The organism is Alcaligenes sp. PF14 (assembly GCF_037150615.1).
Lineage (GTDB): Bacteria > Pseudomonadota > Gammaproteobacteria > Burkholderiales > Burkholderiaceae_B > Alcaligenes > Alcaligenes phenolicus.
In genome coordinates, this window is sequence record NZ_JBAGRS010000001.1 from 233,200 (window position 1) to 249,688 (window position 16,489).

Sequence of the window (16,489 nt, forward strand, 5' to 3'; positions counted from 1 at the left end):
AACACAAAAAAATTGTTTATCAAGGGATGGGTATGGTGAACCTTAGTCAGAAGACGGCGGTGTTGCTGTCCTTGGGGGGACTTCTTTTATTGTCAGCGTGTAGCTCGGTGTCTTTGGTGCAGGAGCCAGAGCGGCCCGTGGTCGCGCAAACCCAGGAACAAGAGGTTGAAGAGGTAGCCCCGGTTGCGGCTCCAGCCGCTGCTCCAGCGCCCGCAGCGGCCCCGGCTTATCAAAACACCACTGTGGCTCAGTTGCAGCAGCTGATTCAGGCCCGTGCCGTGCAAGAGCTGCGTACCGCCTATAACGGCCGCTTCGGTGCCAGTCTGTTGTTCTCTGCCGAAAGCATGACCTACTACGTGGCCCTGTTCCAGCAGCGCGAGTTCTGGCGCGTCTTCAAGACCACCGACGAATCCCTGGCCGAGCGCATGTACACCCAGTACCGTCAGGACACGGTGGACTATGCCGCCGCCGATCTGGAGCGCATCAAGCTGCAGGCTGAAGTTGCCAAGGCTGAAAAGCAATTGAATGAAAGCGCCGATCAACTGACCGTGCTGCAGAACGACTTGGCGTTGCAGCGTCAGCAAGAGGCCTTGGCCATTGCTCAGCGCGAGGAGTCCCGTCGCGAAGCCCAGGCGCTGGCCGAACAAGAGCGTGAAGCCCGAGAGCAGTTGCGTGAATTGCAGAGTCAGATCAAGGATCTGGAGCGACAGCGTGCCGGGATGTTGCAGCGTCAACGAGGTCGCTGATCGCTGCAATAGCAAAGCCTGATTGAAAGCCCGCACAGTCGCAAGACTCTGCGGGTTTTTTAATCGTAAATAAAAAAAGACCCGAAATTCGGGTCTTTTAACTTGCTGCTTGATAGAGGTCTGATGCTACCGCGACAAGTACCGCATTGCCTCCTCCAGCCCTGCGCTGGTGACGGGGTACATATGGTCGGACATCAGATTCTGAATGATGGCAATGGACTGGCGGTACGGCCAGTAAGCCTGCGGCTCGGGGTTGAGCCAGGCAATACGTGGCCAGTGGTCGTTCAGTCTTTGCAGCCAGGCTGCGCCGGTTTCCTTGTTGTAGTGCTCGACAGAACCACCTGGGGCCATGATCTCGTAAGGACTCATGGTGGCATCGCCCACGATAATGACGCGCCAGTCCTCGTTGTACTTGCGCAGCAAATCCCAGGTTTCCAGTCGTTCGCTTTGGCGGCGTGAGTTGTTCCGCCATACCGACTCATACACGCAGTTATGGAAGTAGTAGGCCTCCAGGTGTTTGAATTCGGAACGTGCGGCCGAGAACAGGGATTCAACCTGGGCGATGTGGTCATCCATGCTGCCGCCTATATCCAGCAACATCAGTACATTGACGCGGTTTTGTCGCTCGGCCTGCATTTGCAAATCCAGCATGCCCGCATTGCGAGCCGTCTCGCGTATGGTGCTGTCCAGGTCCAGCTCAGTGGGGGCGCCCTGACGTGCAAAGCGTCGCAGGCGTCGTAGCGCCATCTTGAAGTTGCGTGTGCCCAGCTCTTGCTGGTCGTCGTAGTCCACGAACTCGCGCTTTTCCCAGACCTTGATGGCGGTACGGTTCCCTGCCGAAGGGCCACCAATGCGGATACCTTCGGGATGATAGCCACCATGTCCAAACGGCGAGGAGCCGCCGGTTCCAATCCACTTGTTGCCGCCTGCATGACGCCCTTGCTGCTCTTTCAGACGTTCCTTGAACATCTCCAGCAGCTTTTCCAAGCCATGCTTTTCCAGTGCAGCTTTCTGTTCCGGAGTCAGGTTGCGCGTCAGGGTTTTGCGCAGCCAGTCCTCGGGCAGGGTTTTATCTTTGGCCAGCGCTTCCAGCTGCGGCTGATAGAACTCCCCAAAGGCCAGATCAAAGCGGTCGTAAAGCGTTTCGTCTTTGATAAGAACCAGTCTGGATAGATGATAGAAATCGTCCAGCGTGGGCGGCATGATGCCTTTGCACAAGGCGTCCAGCAGCGTCAGGTGTTCCTGAATGGAGACCGGCAGGCCGCGTTCGCGCAGGTGGTAGAAGAAATCAAGCAACATGGCTGTGCTGCCTTAGTTTGTCCAGCAAGTGGGCGCGGGTATCGGGCCACTCGCCTGCCATCAAGCTGTAGAACATGGTGTCGCGTATCGTGCCATCGCGGCGGATGGCATGGTGGCGGACACGACCATCGAAACGCGCTCCCAGCCGGGTGATGGCTTGCTGGGATTTGAAATTCAGGTGGTCGGTACGCCAGCCCACGACTCCGGCTCCCAAGGTCTCGAACGCATATTGCAGCAGGAGCAGTTTGGCCGCGGTATTGACGTGGCTGCGCTGGGCGCTGCGGGCGTACCAGGTGTAGCCGATTTCCAGGCGGGCCACTGGCGCAATAATGTCGTGATAGCGCGTAGTGCCGACAGCCCGGTCTGTTCTCAGGTCACGCACCAGAAAGGGCAGCATATGGCCTTGCTCCAGGCCGTCCAGCGCCTTTTTTACATAGTCCTGGGCCTGGCCGGGGGCGGGCACGCTGGTTACACGTACATTCCAAAGTTCGCCATCGGCAGCCGCGGCATCCAGTAACTCCACGTGCGCCAGTTGCAAAGGTTCCAGACGCACGTCCCATCCTTCCAGTGTCACGGGGGCCAATGGCTGGGAAAAAGCGCTTGTTTGCATATCAGCTCCGGCGCTGGCTGCGTTGGCTCATAGCGGCCAGACGCTGCATCAAGGACAAGTCCTGTTCGTTTTTCAGCAAGGCACCGGCCATAGGGGGCAAGCCTTCATCCAGCTCGTGCAGGGCATCGGCAGGAATGTCGTTGGCCAGCAGCAGACGCAGCCAGTCCAGGAATTCCGAGGTAGACGGCTTTTTCTTCAGGCCGGGAACATCTCGCAGGGCAAAGAAGGTATCCAGGGCGCTGGATAGAATGTCACTGCGCAGATTGGGGTAATGCACCGCCACAATCTGCTCCATGGTTTCGCGCTCGGGGAAGCGAATGTAATGGAAGAAACAGCGGCGCAGGAAGGCGTCGGGCAGATCTTTTTCATTATTGGAGGTAATGATGATCAAGGGACGATGGCGCGCCTTGACGGTCTGGCGAGTCTCATAAACATGAAACTCCATGCGGTCCAGTTCCTGCAGCAAGTCGTTGGGGAACTCGATGTCGGCCTTGTCGATTTCGTCGATCAGAACAACCGTGGGTTCCTCGGACTCAAACGCTTGCCACAATGTGCCCTGCACAATGTAGTTGCCAATGTCGCGGACTTTTTCATCGCCCAACTGGGAGTCACGCAGACGCGACACCGCATCGTATTCATACAGGCCCTGGTGGGCCTTGGTGGTGGACTTGATGTGCCATTGCAGCAGGGGGCGTCCCAGGGCACGGGCCACTTCCAGGGCCAGCAGTGTTTTGCCGGTACCGGGTTCACCTTTGATCAACAAAGGGCGTTGTAGCGTCAAAGCGGCGTTGACGGCCAGCTTCAAATCATCAGTGGCAACGTACTGATCGGTGCCTTCAAAACGGGTCGTAGTAGTCATAAATCGGCTCAAACTTGTACTTAAAATGTTGATCTGTCAAGAATAGAAACTCGGGTATAAATACTAGTATCAGTCATCCTTGGCAATTATCATACAATCGACTCAGTACTCGTCGGTCAGCATCACAGAGCCAGGTGTCGCGTTGATTCCTTTTTGCTGCAATAGACGCAGAGCCTGACCCGGACCGTTTTCAACTCCACGACAAAGCGAATAGCGATGATGAAGTTGCAAATGAAGCGGTATGTCTCTTTCTTTCTTCTGGCCTCAAGCTCCTGTCTGCCCTGGGCAGCCCAGGCGCAGGATTCCGAGCCGATCAAGGCCAATCCCGAGGCGGCGCGCGACAAGATCTCCATGTGTATAGGCTGTCATGGCTTGCCCGGTTACAAGGCCAGCTTTCCCGAGGTCTATCACGTCCCCATGATTGCCGGGCAGGGGGCTGCTTATATAGAAGCAGCGCTCAAGGAGTATGCCAGCGGCGCTCGAACCTTCCCCACCATGCAAGCCATTGCGCTGAGCTTGTCCGAACAGGACATGGCGGATATTGCCGCGTACTACGCGGGCAACAAACCTTGAGGACGGGGAGGCACCTATGAGAAAAACAGTCTTGCTGGTGGCAATCGGGCTGATGGCCGGGGTGGCCGGTCAGGCAATGGCCGCTGAGGATCTGGTCAAGGCAGGCGGGGAAGCCTGGAAGAATCTGAATTGCGCATCCTGTCATGGTGACGATGCGAAAACGCCCTTGAACCCGGAATATCCCATTCTGGCCGGTCAGCATGCCGATTATTTGCGGCAGGCCTTGATGGCTTACAAGCGTGGGCAGGCCGGGGCACCGGCAACGTCCAATATCCGCAAGAATGCCGTCATGGGGGCTATGGCCAATACCATGAGCCAGGCGGATATCGACAGTATCTCCGTGTGGCTGTCGCGTCAGCCCGGCCCCTTGAGCAATAGAAAGTAAGGCAGCCTGCGGCTTTAGTCGCGCGTGCTGTGGCGCAAAATCAATTCGATATAGCGCTCGTTGTTCAGCGGTGTGCCCAGACGTTGTGCTTCCCAGATCACCTCGCCCAGCGCTTCCATAATGATGTGCGCTGCGGCGTGCTGATCGTGCCGGGTCAATAAGCGCTGATACGCCGCCTTGATGCCTGGAGGCTGGTCAATGGACAGTTGTTCATTGATAGCCAGGTGCATGGACAGATGCAGGAAGGGATTGCTGCGTCCTTGCTCCACGGAATAGTCCTGGTTGACGGCGTCGGCGTTGCGCAAGTCGTCGTGGTATTCAGGGTGCTGTTGCACCAGGTCCACCGCCATGGTTTCCAGAGCGGTCAGCAGATGACCACTTTGGTGCTTGTCCCAAGCTTCAATGAAAAATTGGCGAACCTGCTCGCGAGAGGGGTTGAACATGGTGGAATCGAGATAAAAATAGTCAGAAAATGCGAATCTTCGGCGCGTGTTTTGCGTGAAATGGTGGGGGCGCAAGGCCGGCACAAGCTGCAATCGGGGCCGTGTAGAATGGATAAGTTGCCAAGAATGCAAGCATTTTTGGCAAGCTTTGAGTTTACAGGTGCCTGAATACGCGCGAATTAAGTTAAACTCTTATATAAGACTTCGGAAACGCGAAAGCGTTCCGTGTTTAGCTATCCCTAATATTGGAGCACAACTGGAGCATCCATGTCCTATCAGCATATCAAGATCCCCGCGTCGGGGCAGAAAATTACAGTTAACGCGGATTTTTCCCTGAATGTTCCCGATCAACCCATTATTCCTTACATCGAGGGTGATGGTACGGGCGTGGATATTTCGCCAGTCATGATCAAAGTGGTCGACGCTGCTGTTGCCAAGGCTTATGGCGGCAAGCGCAAGATCGAGTGGATGGAAGTGTTCGCCGGTGAAAAATCCACCAAGGTGTACGGTTCCGACGTCTGGCTGCCAGAAGAAACTCTGGATGCCGTTAAAGACTACGTCGTGTCCATCAAAGGCCCTCTTACCACTCCCGTTGGCGGCGGCATCCGTTCCCTGAACGTGGCCCTGCGTCAGCAACTGGACCTGTACGTCTGCCTGCGCCCAGTGCGCTACTTCAAGGGTGTTCCTTCGCCTGTGCGTGAGCCAGAAAAGACCGAAATGGTCATTTTCCGCGAGAACTCCGAAGACATTTACGCTGGTATCGAATTTGCTGCCGAGTCCGAAAGCGCCAAGAAGCTGATCGACTTCCTGCAAAACACCCTGGGCGTGAACAAGATCCGCTTCCCCAATACCTCCGGTATCGGTGTCAAGCCTGTGTCCCGCGAAGGTACCGAGCGCCTGGTGCGCAAGGCCATCCAGTACGCCATCGACAACGATCGCTCTTCCGTGACCATCGTTCACAAGGGCAACATCATGAAGTTCACCGAAGGTGGCTTCCGTGATTGGGCTTACGAACTGGCTCAAAAAGAATTTGGCGCTGAATTGATCGACGGCGGCCCATGGTGCAAATTCAAGAATCCCAAGACTGGTCGCGAGATCATCGTCAAGGATTCGATTGCTGACGCCTTCCTGCAACAGATTCTGCTGCGTCCTGCCGAGTACGACGTTATTGCCACACTGAACCTGAACGGCGACTACATCTCCGACGCTCTGGCTGCTCAAGTGGGTGGTATCGGTATCGCTCCCGGTGCCAACCTGTCCGACTCCGTGGCCATGTTTGAAGCCACCCACGGTACTGCTCCCAAGTACGCTGGCAAAGACTACGTGAACCCCGGTTCGCTGATCCTGTCTGCCGAAATGATGCTGCGTCACATGGGCTGGACCGAAGCTGCTGACCTGATCATCTCCAGCATGGAAAAATCCATCACCTCGCGTAAAGTGACTTATGACTTTGCCCGTCTGATGGAAGGCGCGACTCAAGTGTCCTGCTCCGGCTTTGGCGATGTCATGATCGAAAACATGTAATGAATACAGGCTGTTAAAGCCGGTTTTCTGCATGAGAAACCGCCGACCTTCGGGTCGGCGGTTTTTTTTCGTCTCATGCTGGCGCAGGCCATTTTCTCTCTCTTTTTTCTGCTTTGCTTATGCTTAAAATATTTTTGATCGTTACTTTTATGCAATTAAAAATAAGCTTGGTTGATGATATTTACTAGGTGAAAACCCGAATAAACTCAATAAAACAAGCGGGTTTAGCGTTTTCCATGATTATTAATATTGCGATTAACTGACGATAGCTATAAATTTGCCATATTAAATAATTCTAAGGAGCTGTTATGACTATCACAGGAGCTACATTGGTCGCCGAGCGCGAGCGGATCACCGTTACCCAGGCGCCATCCCGTCAGGAGACAGAGGAGATTTTGGAGCGTATCCACGAGATCGGCCCGCTGCTACGTGAGTTGGCCCCGCAGGCTGACCGTAATCGCATGTTGTCAGACGAGGCGGTTCAGGCTTTGGAGTCAACCGGGGCCTGGCGCATTTCGGCCTTGAAGCGCTACGGCGGTTATGAGGGTGGGGCGGAGATGCTCTTGCAATGTGCCAGCGCCGTGGGCTATTACGATCCGGCAGCAGCCTGGTGTGTGGTGATCTCTAATGGTTCGGTCATGCTGGCCAACCGCTTTAGCGATGCCATGCTCGATGAGGTGTTTGCAGACGGTCCAATCCGTGCAGCGTCCATTTTTGCCCAACCCCAAGGCACGGCAACGCCGGATGGCGATGGCTGGCGCATTACGGGCAAGTGGCCTTTTGCCTCGAACAGCAATCACTCGGACTGGGCACTGGGGATTTTGTTCATCAAGGAAAACGAGCAGGTCGAGCCCACCGTGGGCTTTGTGCTGATGCGTCGTGATGAGTTTGAAATTCAGGATACCTGGTACACCATCGGTATGCGCGGCTCGGGCTCCAACACCATGGTGGCAGAAAACCTGTGGGTGCCCAAAGAGCGCCTGATTACGTTTCAGCAACTGATGGGTGATGTGCAGGAGCAAGATCCCTTGGCTACATTTGGTCGTCGTTTGACGCCGCACCTGACCATGTCCACCTGCATTCAAGCGCCATCTTTAGGGGCCGCGCAAGCTGCCGTGGATTTCACTACTGGTGTCAGTGGCAAGCGCGGCATTACCTATACCCATTACAAGAAGCAGTCGGATTCGGGGGCATTTGTGCAGAACCTGGGAACGGCCAGTATTCAGATTGATGGTGCCCGCTTATTGCTGGAACGCGCTGCGGCTCAAATTGATGCTGCTGCCTCTGGCACCGTGCCCATGCCTTTGGAGCTACGTGCTCGTCACCGCGCCGGAATCGGCCATGCCGGACACGAACTGGTGGATGCGGTGAACAATCTGTGCTGGTTACATGGCACGGCCTCTTTTGCGGAAAATAGTTTGCTGGGCCGCATGTGGCGGGATATTAATACAGGTACTCGCCATGCTTCGATTACCGCCCCTATGGGTTATGAGCTACACGGTAACGGCATGACCGGTACGCCTTACATTTCCAACAAGCTCTAAACCATGACGGCGACATTGCTGGTCAATGCTCCCTCGCGACGTTGTCATGCCGATAGCGTAGAGGTGCAGGCCTGGTATGGCCTGCGTTACGCCCAGGGGGCGCGTCGTTTTGAAGCGGCGCAGGCGGCGACGGGGCGAGTGGCAGCGACCTCTCTGGATCAGGTGCCCGTATTCCCGCAGCGCCCCAGCCGTCTTGCGGCGGTCATGGGAGCAGGCAGTGCCAATCCTCAATCTGAAGACGCTTATTTTTTGAATGTGTGGGCACCTGCGCAAGCACAAGGTCTGCCCGTACTGTTCTTTATCCACGGTGGAGCCTGGGTGAGCGGTGGCGCTTCTTTGGATTGGTATGACGGCACCCGCCTGGCAGCGCAGGGCATGGTGGTGGTCAATGTGAATTACCGTCTGGGTGCCTTGGGGCACCTGGGCGATGCACAAGCTGACGATTTGCCTTTGCCGGCAGCCGACCTGCTCTTGGCACTGCAATGGGTGAAGGATCGTATCCATGCCTTTGGCGGAGACCCGGACAAGATTACCTTGATAGGGCAATCGGCGGGTGGCTGGTATGCGCATTTGCTCAGCGTGCTGGAGTCCACGCGAGGTTGGATTGATCGTGTGGCTTTGCTCAGCATGGGAACGCGCATGCCTTGGTCACCCGAGCAACAAAAAATAACCACAGAGCGCCTGCGACAAAGCCTGGGTGATCAGTGGCTGACGGTGAACGTGGATATCTTGATGCAGCACGGCATGATGGCCTTGGACAAAGAGCCGCCACGTTTGGCTCATGCTCCTTCGGCATTCTTGCCTGTGGCCAGCGCCGGGATGCCGCCCGACTTCTTGAATCCTGACTGGGCGGCACAAGCCTGCCATGCGCAGGCGGTGTATCTGCGTTGTACTGCCCAAGAGTCCTCGGTGTTCTTTTTTGACGTGCCTTTTCATCGGCAGGCGACGCAAGAGCAGGTCGATCAGGCTTTGGGTGTATGGCCTGTGGGAGATTTGCCAGACAGCCTGCTGCGAAATGGGGTGTATCAGGGAGCAGGATCGGGTCTGACGCCGTATCAGCAAGTGGTGGCCGCGTCGTCCTGGTTGCAGTTTCAGCGTTTTCCCACGCAGTATGCGGCTAGTCTGAAGGCAGCGGGGCGCTCGGTGGTTTGGCGTCACTTCATGGAACAAAGCCCGCTTGAAGCGGTGTTCAGCGGGCATTGTTTTGATTTGCCTTTCCAGTTTGGCAACTTCCGGGCCTGGCAGGATGCACCCATGATGCAGGGGGTGACGCCAGAGCGGTTTGAGCGCATCGCCCAGGATTTGATGGGCGACATCGCACGCTTTGCAGGGGCCTGACTAAAGGAGCAGGTTTACTCCGTGCCGCGGGCCTTCCAGTTTGGAATGGCCTGCTGCACGTGTTGCGAGCTCAAGGGACTAAGCAGTCGATGCAAGTCACCGAACAATTTGCGGGCCGTATTGCCTACCCAGTTGTCTGGCAATAGCTCGGGTGCAAGGCCTGGGTCCAGAAAGGGCAGTCTGCGCCAGCGTGTCACCATAGGCATATAGAGTCGGAAGGCTTCCAAAGGGTCGGCCGTGCCTTGGCGTAAAGCGGTTTGCCACGCTTCAACTTCGTGTTGATACGAGTTCAAGAAGGCCTGGTACTCATTGGCCAGCTTGTCCCAATTCCACCAGCGGGAGATCTTTTCCTGAATATCGCTCAGGCCACTGGGTTCGCAGGTGAACAGCTCAATATAGGGCCAGAGTTGGTGCTCGCGTATGTACTCGACAGCCTCTGCCTGCAAGCGCGCCGGACCTATATACAGCCCCGCATTTACCGTGCCAAACCCCATGCGAGCCAAGCCTGTACGAATCTTGTGACGGTTCTGGCGTTCGCTTTCAGGAACGGAGAAGGAGACCAGCAGCCAGGGGTCCCGAATATTCATGGAGGGGGAGGAAAAAATCCGCTCGTCACCGGCCTGCATATGCGGCTCCAGTTCGGCCGCCAAGGCATAGCCTTTGCCCGAGGCGGCTTGTCGGCTAACTAGTACGCCTTTTTTCTTGAGCCGGGAAATGGCAGAGCGCACGCTGGATGGTTCAGCGCCCAGGTCGGCCAGAAGTTGAACCACGCTGGCCACGGGAATGATGACGCCGGTGGGGCGGGCGAACAGACCGTAGAGCGTCAGAATGTAGTGGTGCGGGGCAAGTTGCTCGTGCTCGCCATGGTCTCGGCTAGCGATGAACTCATCAATCGCGACGCTTGCTTTCATTCTGTCTTCCGGTGGTGGGGCTGATTGCTACCCATTTTTGATAGTAGGTTTGTAGCGGGCCATTTTACCGTGCGTGCCCCGGCGGCGCTAGCGTAGCCGCACTGGGGCTGCTTGCGTCCTGTTTGCCAGGGCGCCAGCTTGAGCTTCTTAGGGCAGGCTTTTCTCCAGCACGCTGTCCAGCACGACGATGTCCTGAATGTGCGGGGCGATGGCATCCAGCATGGCCTGGTGAGCATCACTCTGTCTGTAGGCGTCCAGTGCCTCTTGAGTGCGGAATACAGACAGCAGGGCATGGCTGTAGCGCGCCGAACTGCGTGACAGGTTCGGCACCCATTCAAAGCGTTCTATGTCTGAGCATTCCTGATGTATGCGGATAAAGGCCTGGTCCAGCTTGGGTTCCAATTCCGGGCTGACAGGGGTGTGGGGTGCCATCAAAACGATATGTAGATACATGCTGTCCTTGTGGAGTCCGAGAGGTTTTAAGCTTATAGATTATTGCAAATAAATAATGACGAAACATAATACGCAATAATATTCAGATGGATTGTATAGGCCTATAGCTTTTAAAACGACGAATTTTCATAGGGTTAATACCTAAATTCAACAAAAACCATCCTCGTTTACCTATTTTGTTATTGCAAATAAATGACGATCGAAACAGAATTAAGGCCAAGCGAGTGTGTTGTCGCAGAGCTCGCCTCATTTTGGGTTTTGGGTCTTTAACGCCTGAGCAGAGTCATCGTCATGAAAGAAAACATAAGTGGGTTGGGAGCCAGGGTGGTGCGCGAAGCCTTCGGACATTTTCCATCCGGGGTAGCGGCCATTGCCGCCGTACTCGATGGCAAGCCGCAAGTCATTGTTGCGTCCAGTTTTTCCGTAGGGGTTTCGCTGGATCCGCCTTTGGCCGCCTTTTTTGTGCAGAAAAGTTCCTCGACCTGGGCGCTGCTGTCTCGCGCCTCGCGTCTGGGGGTGTCAATTTTGAGTGCTGAACATGCGGCTATTTGCCGTCAGCTGGCCGGACCGGACAAGGACAGCCGCTTCAGCGATATCGAGGTCGAGCTGACCGAGGAGGGGGCCGTCCATATACAAGGGGCATCAGTCTGGTTTGACTGCAGTGTTTTTCAAGTGCATCCCGCCGGGGACCACGATGCCGTGCAATTGCTTATCCACGATGTGCAGATCGAGCGCGAAATTTCGCCACTGATCTTTCATCGTTCTCGTTTCACGCAGTTGGTGGCCTGAGCCACCGGATCAAAAACAATAAACAAGAAGCATAACTATCACAGTGAAGGGGACATCTCTTGGACGCACATACACCATCTTTGCGCGAGCAGCCCATGACTGCCGCGCAGCGTCGACGCGTTATTTTGGGGGTTGGGGCGGGTAACGCCCTGGAGTGGTACGACTGGACGGCTTATTCGATTTTTGCCGCCTATTTTGCCAAGCAGTTTTTCCATAGTGAGGACCCGCTGGCGGCTTTGCTGGGCACACTGGCAGTATTTGCTGTGGGTTTTTTCATGCGCCCGCTGGGAGGCATCTTTTTTGGCTGGTTGGCCGATCGCAAGGGGCGGCGTTTCACCATGACCCTGTCCATGCTGGTGACAGCCTTGGGCAGTTTGGTGATTGGTATTGCTCCTACGTATGACATGGTGGGGCCGATTGCCGCCTTGTTTTTGTTGATGGGCCGTTTGTTGCAAGGGATTGGCCACGGTGGGGAGGTGGTTTCTTCCTTCACCTATGTCACCGAAATGGCACCTGCTCATAAACGTGGGCTGTGGTCTTCCTCCGTGTTTGTGTTTGTCACGATCGGGGTATTGGCGGCTGTGTTGCTCAGTGCCTGCCTGACCAGTCTGCTGGGTGAGGATGTTGTTCGGGCCTGGGCATGGCGTGTGCCTTTTGTCTTGGGTGGGGCCTTGGGGGTATATGCGCTGTATCTGCGTAGAAAGCTGGATGAAACTCCCATGTTCAAAGCCCGTCAGGCCGCAGCGCAAGCGGCAGGCAAAACGGCGCGCCCGGGCGCACGCGTGTTCTGGTCGGAGGTCTGGAAGTATCGCAGTGCCTGCTTGCGCGTATTTGCCTTGTCGGCCGGCGGCACCGTGCTGTATTACGTCTGGGCCATCATGGCGCCCACCTTTGCCATTACCTCCCTGGGCATGCCTGCCGCCAAAGTGCTGTGGGTGGGGGTGGGGGCCAATCTTTTTCTGATTCTGTGCCTGATTTTCTGGGGCGCATTTTCGGATCGGTTTGGTCGCAAGGCGAACTGGTATTTCTTCTCCATCGGTTCAATCATCAGCATCATCCCGCTGACCATGGTGCTGACTGGCGGCCAGGGCGAGATCTGGCGTCTGGTGGTGTTCATGGCGGGCGGCATGCTGTTGATCTCGGCACCCACCGCCATCATGCCGGCCTTTTTCCCCGAGCAGTTTCCGACCCGCATTCGTGCGGTTGCCATGGGCTTGCCCTATTCGGTTGCTGGTGCCCTGACGGGCGGGACCGCTCCCTATTTGCAAGCCTGGCTGCATTCCATCAATCAAAAGCAGGTTTTTGACTGGTACCTGATCGGCCTGTGCGTTCTGGCCCTGTGGGCCACCATTGCCTCGCCCGAGACCAAGGGCAAGGATTTGCACGACTGATGTGTACAGGCGCTGCCCGGCTGAAAGAGCCGCGCAGCGCCTTTTTTGAATTTTCTAGGAGTAGTGAGATGTTGCGTGAGCATATTGAAGGCAAATGGATTGCTGATTTTGTAGAAGTGTTTGGACTGTGCAAAGTACAACCCGGCGAAATGGCAGTCGTGCTGTCCGAGACGCAATCGCGCTCCGTGCTGGCCGAGCTGGCTGAGTTGGCCCTGACGCAAATGGGGGCACGGGTTTGCCATGTGAAACTGGTCTCGCCACGTCTGAAAAGCAATATTGCCCTGCGCTCGACCGGGACGTCTTTGGCGCTGGAAGGTATGGACCCGATTGTCCAGGCTTTGGCAGGCAGCCAGTTCATTGTGGACTGCACCGTAGAAGGGCTGCTGCATTCGCCCGAGCGTGCCGCACTGCTGGCCAAAGGTGCCCGCATCATGATGATCAGCGACGAGCATCCCGAGATTCTGGAACGGGTCAAACCCAGTCCTGATTTGCAAAGCAAGTGCGATATTGGCGGCAAGCTGATTACCGATGCCAGTGTCATGCACATTAGCTCCGAAGCCGGCACGGACCTGACGGTCAGCCTGGCGGGTGTGATCGGGCGCGGCAGTGCCGGGATAGCCGACAAGCCGGGCAGCTTTGGGTATTGGCCTGCTGGCCTGTGCATTTGCTACCCCAGCAATGGCAGTGTGAATGGCACGCTGGTGCTGGATAGTGGAGATGTGAACCTGACCTTCAAGCGCTATCTGGAATCGGCGGTGACCCTGCGTATCGAAAACGATTATGTCGTGGCTATTGAGGGCAAGGGCGTGGATGCCGATTTGATCCGCTCCTATTACGCCAGTTGGAATGACAAGGATGCCTATGCGGTCAGTCATGTGGGCTGGGGCATGGCACCGGCGGCTCGCTGGGACTCCATGGCCATGTATGACAAGCGCGATACCAACGGAACCGAGTTGCGCGCCTTTGCCGGTAACTTTCTTTTCTCTACGGGCGCAAATCCAGCGGCGGGTCGTTTCTCCGATTGCCACTTCGACTACCCAATGCGCAATTGCACGGTTAGCCTGGATGGCCGTGAAGTCGTCAGCAAGGGGGTGTTGCAAGGCGATCTGGCCTAAAGCGCTAGCCAGGGCGGTACCAGCAGGAGAATGGGTCTACAGAGCCCGGCCGGCTGAGGCCGCCCTTTGATATTCCGTGGTACAAAACCAAGCTCAATGGTTTATGGCTAGATGGTTCAATAGTCATCAAGCTGTGCAGGCGTGTCGTTGCTGCTATTTTGTTTTGTGTGAAGGCAGCGCGACCCAGCCTTGCTTTGTTTTCAAGGGTACGGATTATGCGCGAAGGATTGGAGAAGCTACTGGCGGCAGGCAAGGATAATGCTTTGTTGCGCTTTGGCCTGGGCAATGCATGTATGGGCGAGGGCGATTTGGAAGCGGCTCGCGAACATTTGTCCAAAGCCGTGGAAATGAATCCGCGTTACACCGCAGCCTGGAAGCTGTTGGGCCGGGTGCTGGTGAACCTGGAGCAATTCAAACAGGCCAGGGAAATTCTGGAGCAGGGCTTGGTGATTGCCCAAGAGCAGGGCGACAAGCAGGCTGAGAAAGAAATGCAGGTGTTTTTGAAGCGGGCCGTGAAGGCTTTGGACCAGGCAGCAGAATAAAGACTGCGAATGGGCGACTGATATTTTCTTATCATGCGGGTATCAGTGCATTCCCTAAGTGTGACAGCTTTATAAATGGGGCACAATACGTTCCATGCAGGTGAGGAGACATAGCCCCGCAACGCTGGGCAACAAAGACCGAAATAAAACGGTCACTATTATAAAAGCAATAGGCAGTACAACATAACAACAATAAAAAAAAGGCCAGCGAAAGCTGGCCTTTTTTACGTCTGTACCTAATGGAAAAAATCAAACACCGGGTTCGGACATGGCTTGCAGCACCAGTTTGACGGCACCTTGCCCACCTTCGTTGGGCGCGCACTCCATATAAGCCAGAACGCTGGGCAGCTGGGTTAACCAGCGACGCACGGCATGACGCAAAACGGGTTCGCCATTGCGCGAGCCGTAGCCCGTGCCGTGGACAATTCGTACACAGCGCACGCCGTGCTCCAGACAGGAGCGCAGAAAGTTGTCCAGTCGCTCGCGGGCCTGTTCCAGATCCGAGCCATGCAAATCCAGGCTGGACTCAATCGGCCAACGGTTGCGTTCCAGATCGCGCAAGACATCGGTGCCACAGCCAGCACGCAAATGTCGTAGATCGTTGCTTTCACCTTGCACGCTGACATATTGGTCAGAGGCCTGGGGCAGGGCGGGCGTACTGGTGGGCGCACCTACCGCGTGGCGACGACGTTGCTCCAACTGTTCCGGGCTAGCCGCAGGACGGCTCATGACTACGCTTTGACCACGTTTTTTCAAGGGGGCGACGTCCCGCATGGACTGGCGTAGCCAGGCCCTGTCGCTGGGGTCCAATAAGGAAACGGGGTCTTGGGCCGCTGTAGCATTACTGGCAGGAGCCAGTTTGGCTGGCTTGCCACCGGGATCCGGTGGGCGGGGGCGCTTGCGAGCCTGGGGACGGGCGGGGGCCGGGGGCGGATTGAGATCCTGGCGGACCTGACCTTGTAACTTCTTCAGGTCTGCCAGACTACGCCCTACGGCTTTGGGCTTATTTGTTTTCATCCAACCAGCGCTGTGCGTCCAGGGCGGCCATGCAACCGCTGGCTGCACTGGTAATGGCCTGACGATAGATATTGTCTTGCACATCGCCCGCGGCAAAGACGCCAGGAACGGAAGTCATGGTTGCCATGCCTTTCAGACCGCTGCGAGTCGTGATGTAGCCGTCGTGCATCTCCAGCTTGCCTTCAAAGATCCCGGTGTTGGGCTTGTGGCCGATGGCGATAAAGGCACCAGTCACAGCCAGGTCTTCAGTGGCCTGGGTCTGGTTATTGATGATGCGCACACCTGTCACGCCCGAAGCGTCACCCAGCACTTCTTGCAGTTCGCTGTGCAGTTTCAGCTGGATATTGCCATTCTGGACGCGGTCCATCAGCTTGTCGGTCAGGATGGGTTCGGAACGGAAGGTATCGCGACGGTGAATCAAGGTCACGGTCTTGCAAATATTGGACAGGTACAGGGCTTCTTCCACGGCGGTATTGCCACCACCGACTACGACCACGTCCTGGTTCTTGTAGAAGAAACCATCACATGTTGCGCAACCGGACACGCCACGGCCCATGAATTCCTGCTCGGTTGGCAGGCCCAGGTATTGGGCAGAGGCGCCTGTCGCAATAATCAGCGAATCGCAGGTGTAGACTGTGCCACTATCACCATTCAGGGTCAGGGGACGGGTGGACAGATCAACCGAGGACACCATGTCAAAGATTAATTCTGTTTCGAATCGTTCCGCATGAGCCTGGAAACGTGCCATAAGATCAGGTCCCTGGACGCCTTGGGCATCGGCTGGCCAGTTATCTACATCTGTGGTGGTCATCAGTTGGCCACCTTGCTCCATGCCGGTGACCAAGACGGGGTTGAGGTTGGCGCGGGCTGCGTAGATCGCTGCGGTATAGCCGGCCGGGCCTGAGCCCAGAATGAGTACTTTTGCGTGCTTAGTAGTCGACATCACAGAA

Annotated in this window: 18 protein-coding genes; 10 read left to right on the top strand and 8 right to left on the bottom strand. The window is 56.2% G+C overall.

What is annotated here, in order from left to right; all coding sequences use genetic code 11:
• The first annotated feature begins 32 nt into the window (after positions 1–32).
• On the top strand, positions 33–746 hold the full coding sequence (locus WFM49_RS01035; RefSeq protein ID WP_031232639.1) for a DUF2968 domain-containing protein: 714 nt from the start codon (positions 33–35) through the stop codon (positions 744–746).
• Between the two features lie 126 nt (positions 747–872).
• Here WFM49_RS01035 and WFM49_RS01040 read toward each other — a convergent pair whose 3' ends face one another.
• From WFM49_RS01040 to WFM49_RS01050, 3 genes are read right to left on the bottom strand one after another with little or no spacing between them, the layout of a single operon-like run.
• On the bottom strand, positions 873–2,045 hold the full coding sequence (locus WFM49_RS01040) for a vWA domain-containing protein (protein WP_009456769.1): 1,173 nt from the start codon (positions 2,043–2,045) through the stop codon (positions 873–875).
• The gene (locus WFM49_RS01045; protein ID WP_009456768.1) at positions 2,035–2,655 is read right to left on the bottom strand and encodes a GNAT family N-acetyltransferase; all 621 of its coding nucleotides are present in this window, start codon (positions 2,653–2,655) and stop codon (positions 2,035–2,037) included. Before WFM49_RS01045 ends, WFM49_RS01040 begins: the two co-directional genes overlap by 11 nt.
• A 1-nt stretch (position 2,656) precedes the next feature.
• Entirely contained in the window at positions 2,657–3,514 is an 858-nt protein-coding gene (locus WFM49_RS01050) for an AAA family ATPase (RefSeq protein WP_009456767.1), read from the bottom strand.
• Between the two features lie 216 nt (positions 3,515–3,730).
• Here WFM49_RS01050 and WFM49_RS01055 point away from each other — a divergent pair, with 216 nt between their 5' ends.
• Together WFM49_RS01055 and WFM49_RS01060 are read left to right on the top strand one after the other, a co-directional pair.
• Complete coding sequence (locus tag WFM49_RS01055) at positions 3,731–4,087, top strand: c-type cytochrome (protein WP_009456766.1); 357 nt, start codon at positions 3,731–3,733, stop codon at positions 4,085–4,087.
• A 16-nt stretch (positions 4,088–4,103) separates the two neighbouring features.
• A complete protein-coding gene (locus WFM49_RS01060; protein WP_336971260.1) occupies positions 4,104–4,472 on the top strand; it encodes a c-type cytochrome in 369 nt (122 codons plus the stop codon).
• A 14-nt stretch (positions 4,473–4,486) separates the two neighbouring features.
• Here WFM49_RS01060 and WFM49_RS01065 read toward each other — a convergent pair whose 3' ends face one another.
• Positions 4,487–4,915, bottom strand: coding sequence for a DUF1841 family protein (locus WFM49_RS01065; protein WP_009456762.1), 429 nt, complete (start codon positions 4,913–4,915; stop codon positions 4,487–4,489).
• 267 nt (positions 4,916–5,182) lie between these two features.
• On the opposite strand from WFM49_RS01065, the gene icd reads away from it, so the two are divergent.
• The 3 genes from icd to WFM49_RS01080 all read left to right on the top strand — a co-directional run bounded on the left by icd (position 5,183) and on the right by WFM49_RS01080 (position 9,321).
• Positions 5,183–6,439, top strand: coding sequence for an NADP-dependent isocitrate dehydrogenase (icd, locus tag WFM49_RS01070; RefSeq protein WP_026483219.1), 1,257 nt, complete (start codon positions 5,183–5,185; stop codon positions 6,437–6,439).
• 308 nt (positions 6,440–6,747) lie between these two features.
• The gene (locus tag WFM49_RS01075) at positions 6,748–7,983 is read left to right on the top strand and encodes an acyl-CoA dehydrogenase (protein WP_035274528.1); all 1,236 of its coding nucleotides are present in this window, start codon (positions 6,748–6,750) and stop codon (positions 7,981–7,983) included.
• Between the two features lie 3 nt (positions 7,984–7,986).
• Positions 7,987–9,321 carry a carboxylesterase family protein gene (locus WFM49_RS01080; protein ID WP_336971263.1) on the top strand — a complete coding sequence of 445 codons (1,335 nt, stop codon included), beginning with the start codon at positions 7,987–7,989 and terminating at the stop codon, positions 9,319–9,321.
• 14 nt (positions 9,322–9,335) lie between these two features.
• On the opposite strand, the gene WFM49_RS01085 is transcribed toward WFM49_RS01080, so the two are convergent.
• Together WFM49_RS01085 and WFM49_RS01090 are read right to left on the bottom strand one after the other, a co-directional pair.
• Positions 9,336–10,232 (bottom strand): PaaX family transcriptional regulator, encoded by an 897-nt coding sequence (locus WFM49_RS01085; protein ID WP_250755934.1) that lies wholly within the window; start codon positions 10,230–10,232, stop codon positions 9,336–9,338.
• Positions 10,233–10,379: 147 nt separating this feature from the next.
• Positions 10,380–10,685: a Dabb family protein gene (locus tag WFM49_RS01090; RefSeq protein WP_250755933.1), complete on the bottom strand. Its 306-nt coding sequence runs from the start codon at positions 10,683–10,685 to the stop codon at positions 10,380–10,382.
• Positions 10,686–10,976: 291 nt separating this feature from the next.
• Between WFM49_RS01090 and WFM49_RS01095 the strand changes: the two genes are divergently transcribed.
• The 4 genes from WFM49_RS01095 (at position 10,977) to WFM49_RS01110 (ending at position 14,522) form a co-directional block, all read left to right on the top strand.
• Positions 10,977–11,474, top strand: coding sequence for a flavin reductase family protein (locus WFM49_RS01095; RefSeq protein ID WP_009456753.1), 498 nt, complete (start codon positions 10,977–10,979; stop codon positions 11,472–11,474).
• A gap of 59 nt (positions 11,475–11,533) precedes the next feature.
• Positions 11,534–12,865 (top strand): MFS transporter, encoded by a 1,332-nt coding sequence (locus tag WFM49_RS01100; RefSeq protein ID WP_336971266.1) that lies wholly within the window; start codon positions 11,534–11,536, stop codon positions 12,863–12,865.
• Positions 12,866–12,933: 68 nt separating this feature from the next.
• Positions 12,934–13,980 (top strand): hypothetical protein, encoded by a 1,047-nt coding sequence (locus WFM49_RS01105; protein ID WP_009456751.1) that lies wholly within the window; start codon positions 12,934–12,936, stop codon positions 13,978–13,980.
• 215 nt (positions 13,981–14,195) lie between these two features.
• A complete protein-coding gene (locus tag WFM49_RS01110; protein ID WP_009456744.1) occupies positions 14,196–14,522 on the top strand; it encodes a tetratricopeptide repeat protein in 327 nt (108 codons plus the stop codon).
• 249 nt (positions 14,523–14,771) lie between these two features.
• On the opposite strand, the gene WFM49_RS01115 is transcribed toward WFM49_RS01110, so the two are convergent.
• Together WFM49_RS01115 and trxB are read right to left on the bottom strand one after the other, a co-directional pair.
• Positions 14,772–15,539, bottom strand: a complete 768-nt coding sequence (locus tag WFM49_RS01115; protein ID WP_009456743.1) for a Smr/MutS family protein — start codon at positions 15,537–15,539, stop codon at positions 14,772–14,774.
• The gene (trxB, locus tag WFM49_RS01120; protein ID WP_009456742.1) at positions 15,526–16,482 is read right to left on the bottom strand and encodes a thioredoxin-disulfide reductase; all 957 of its coding nucleotides are present in this window, start codon (positions 16,480–16,482) and stop codon (positions 15,526–15,528) included. The genes WFM49_RS01115 and trxB overlap by 14 nt, the downstream gene beginning before the upstream one ends.
• Between the last annotated feature and the right edge of the window lie 7 nt (positions 16,483–16,489).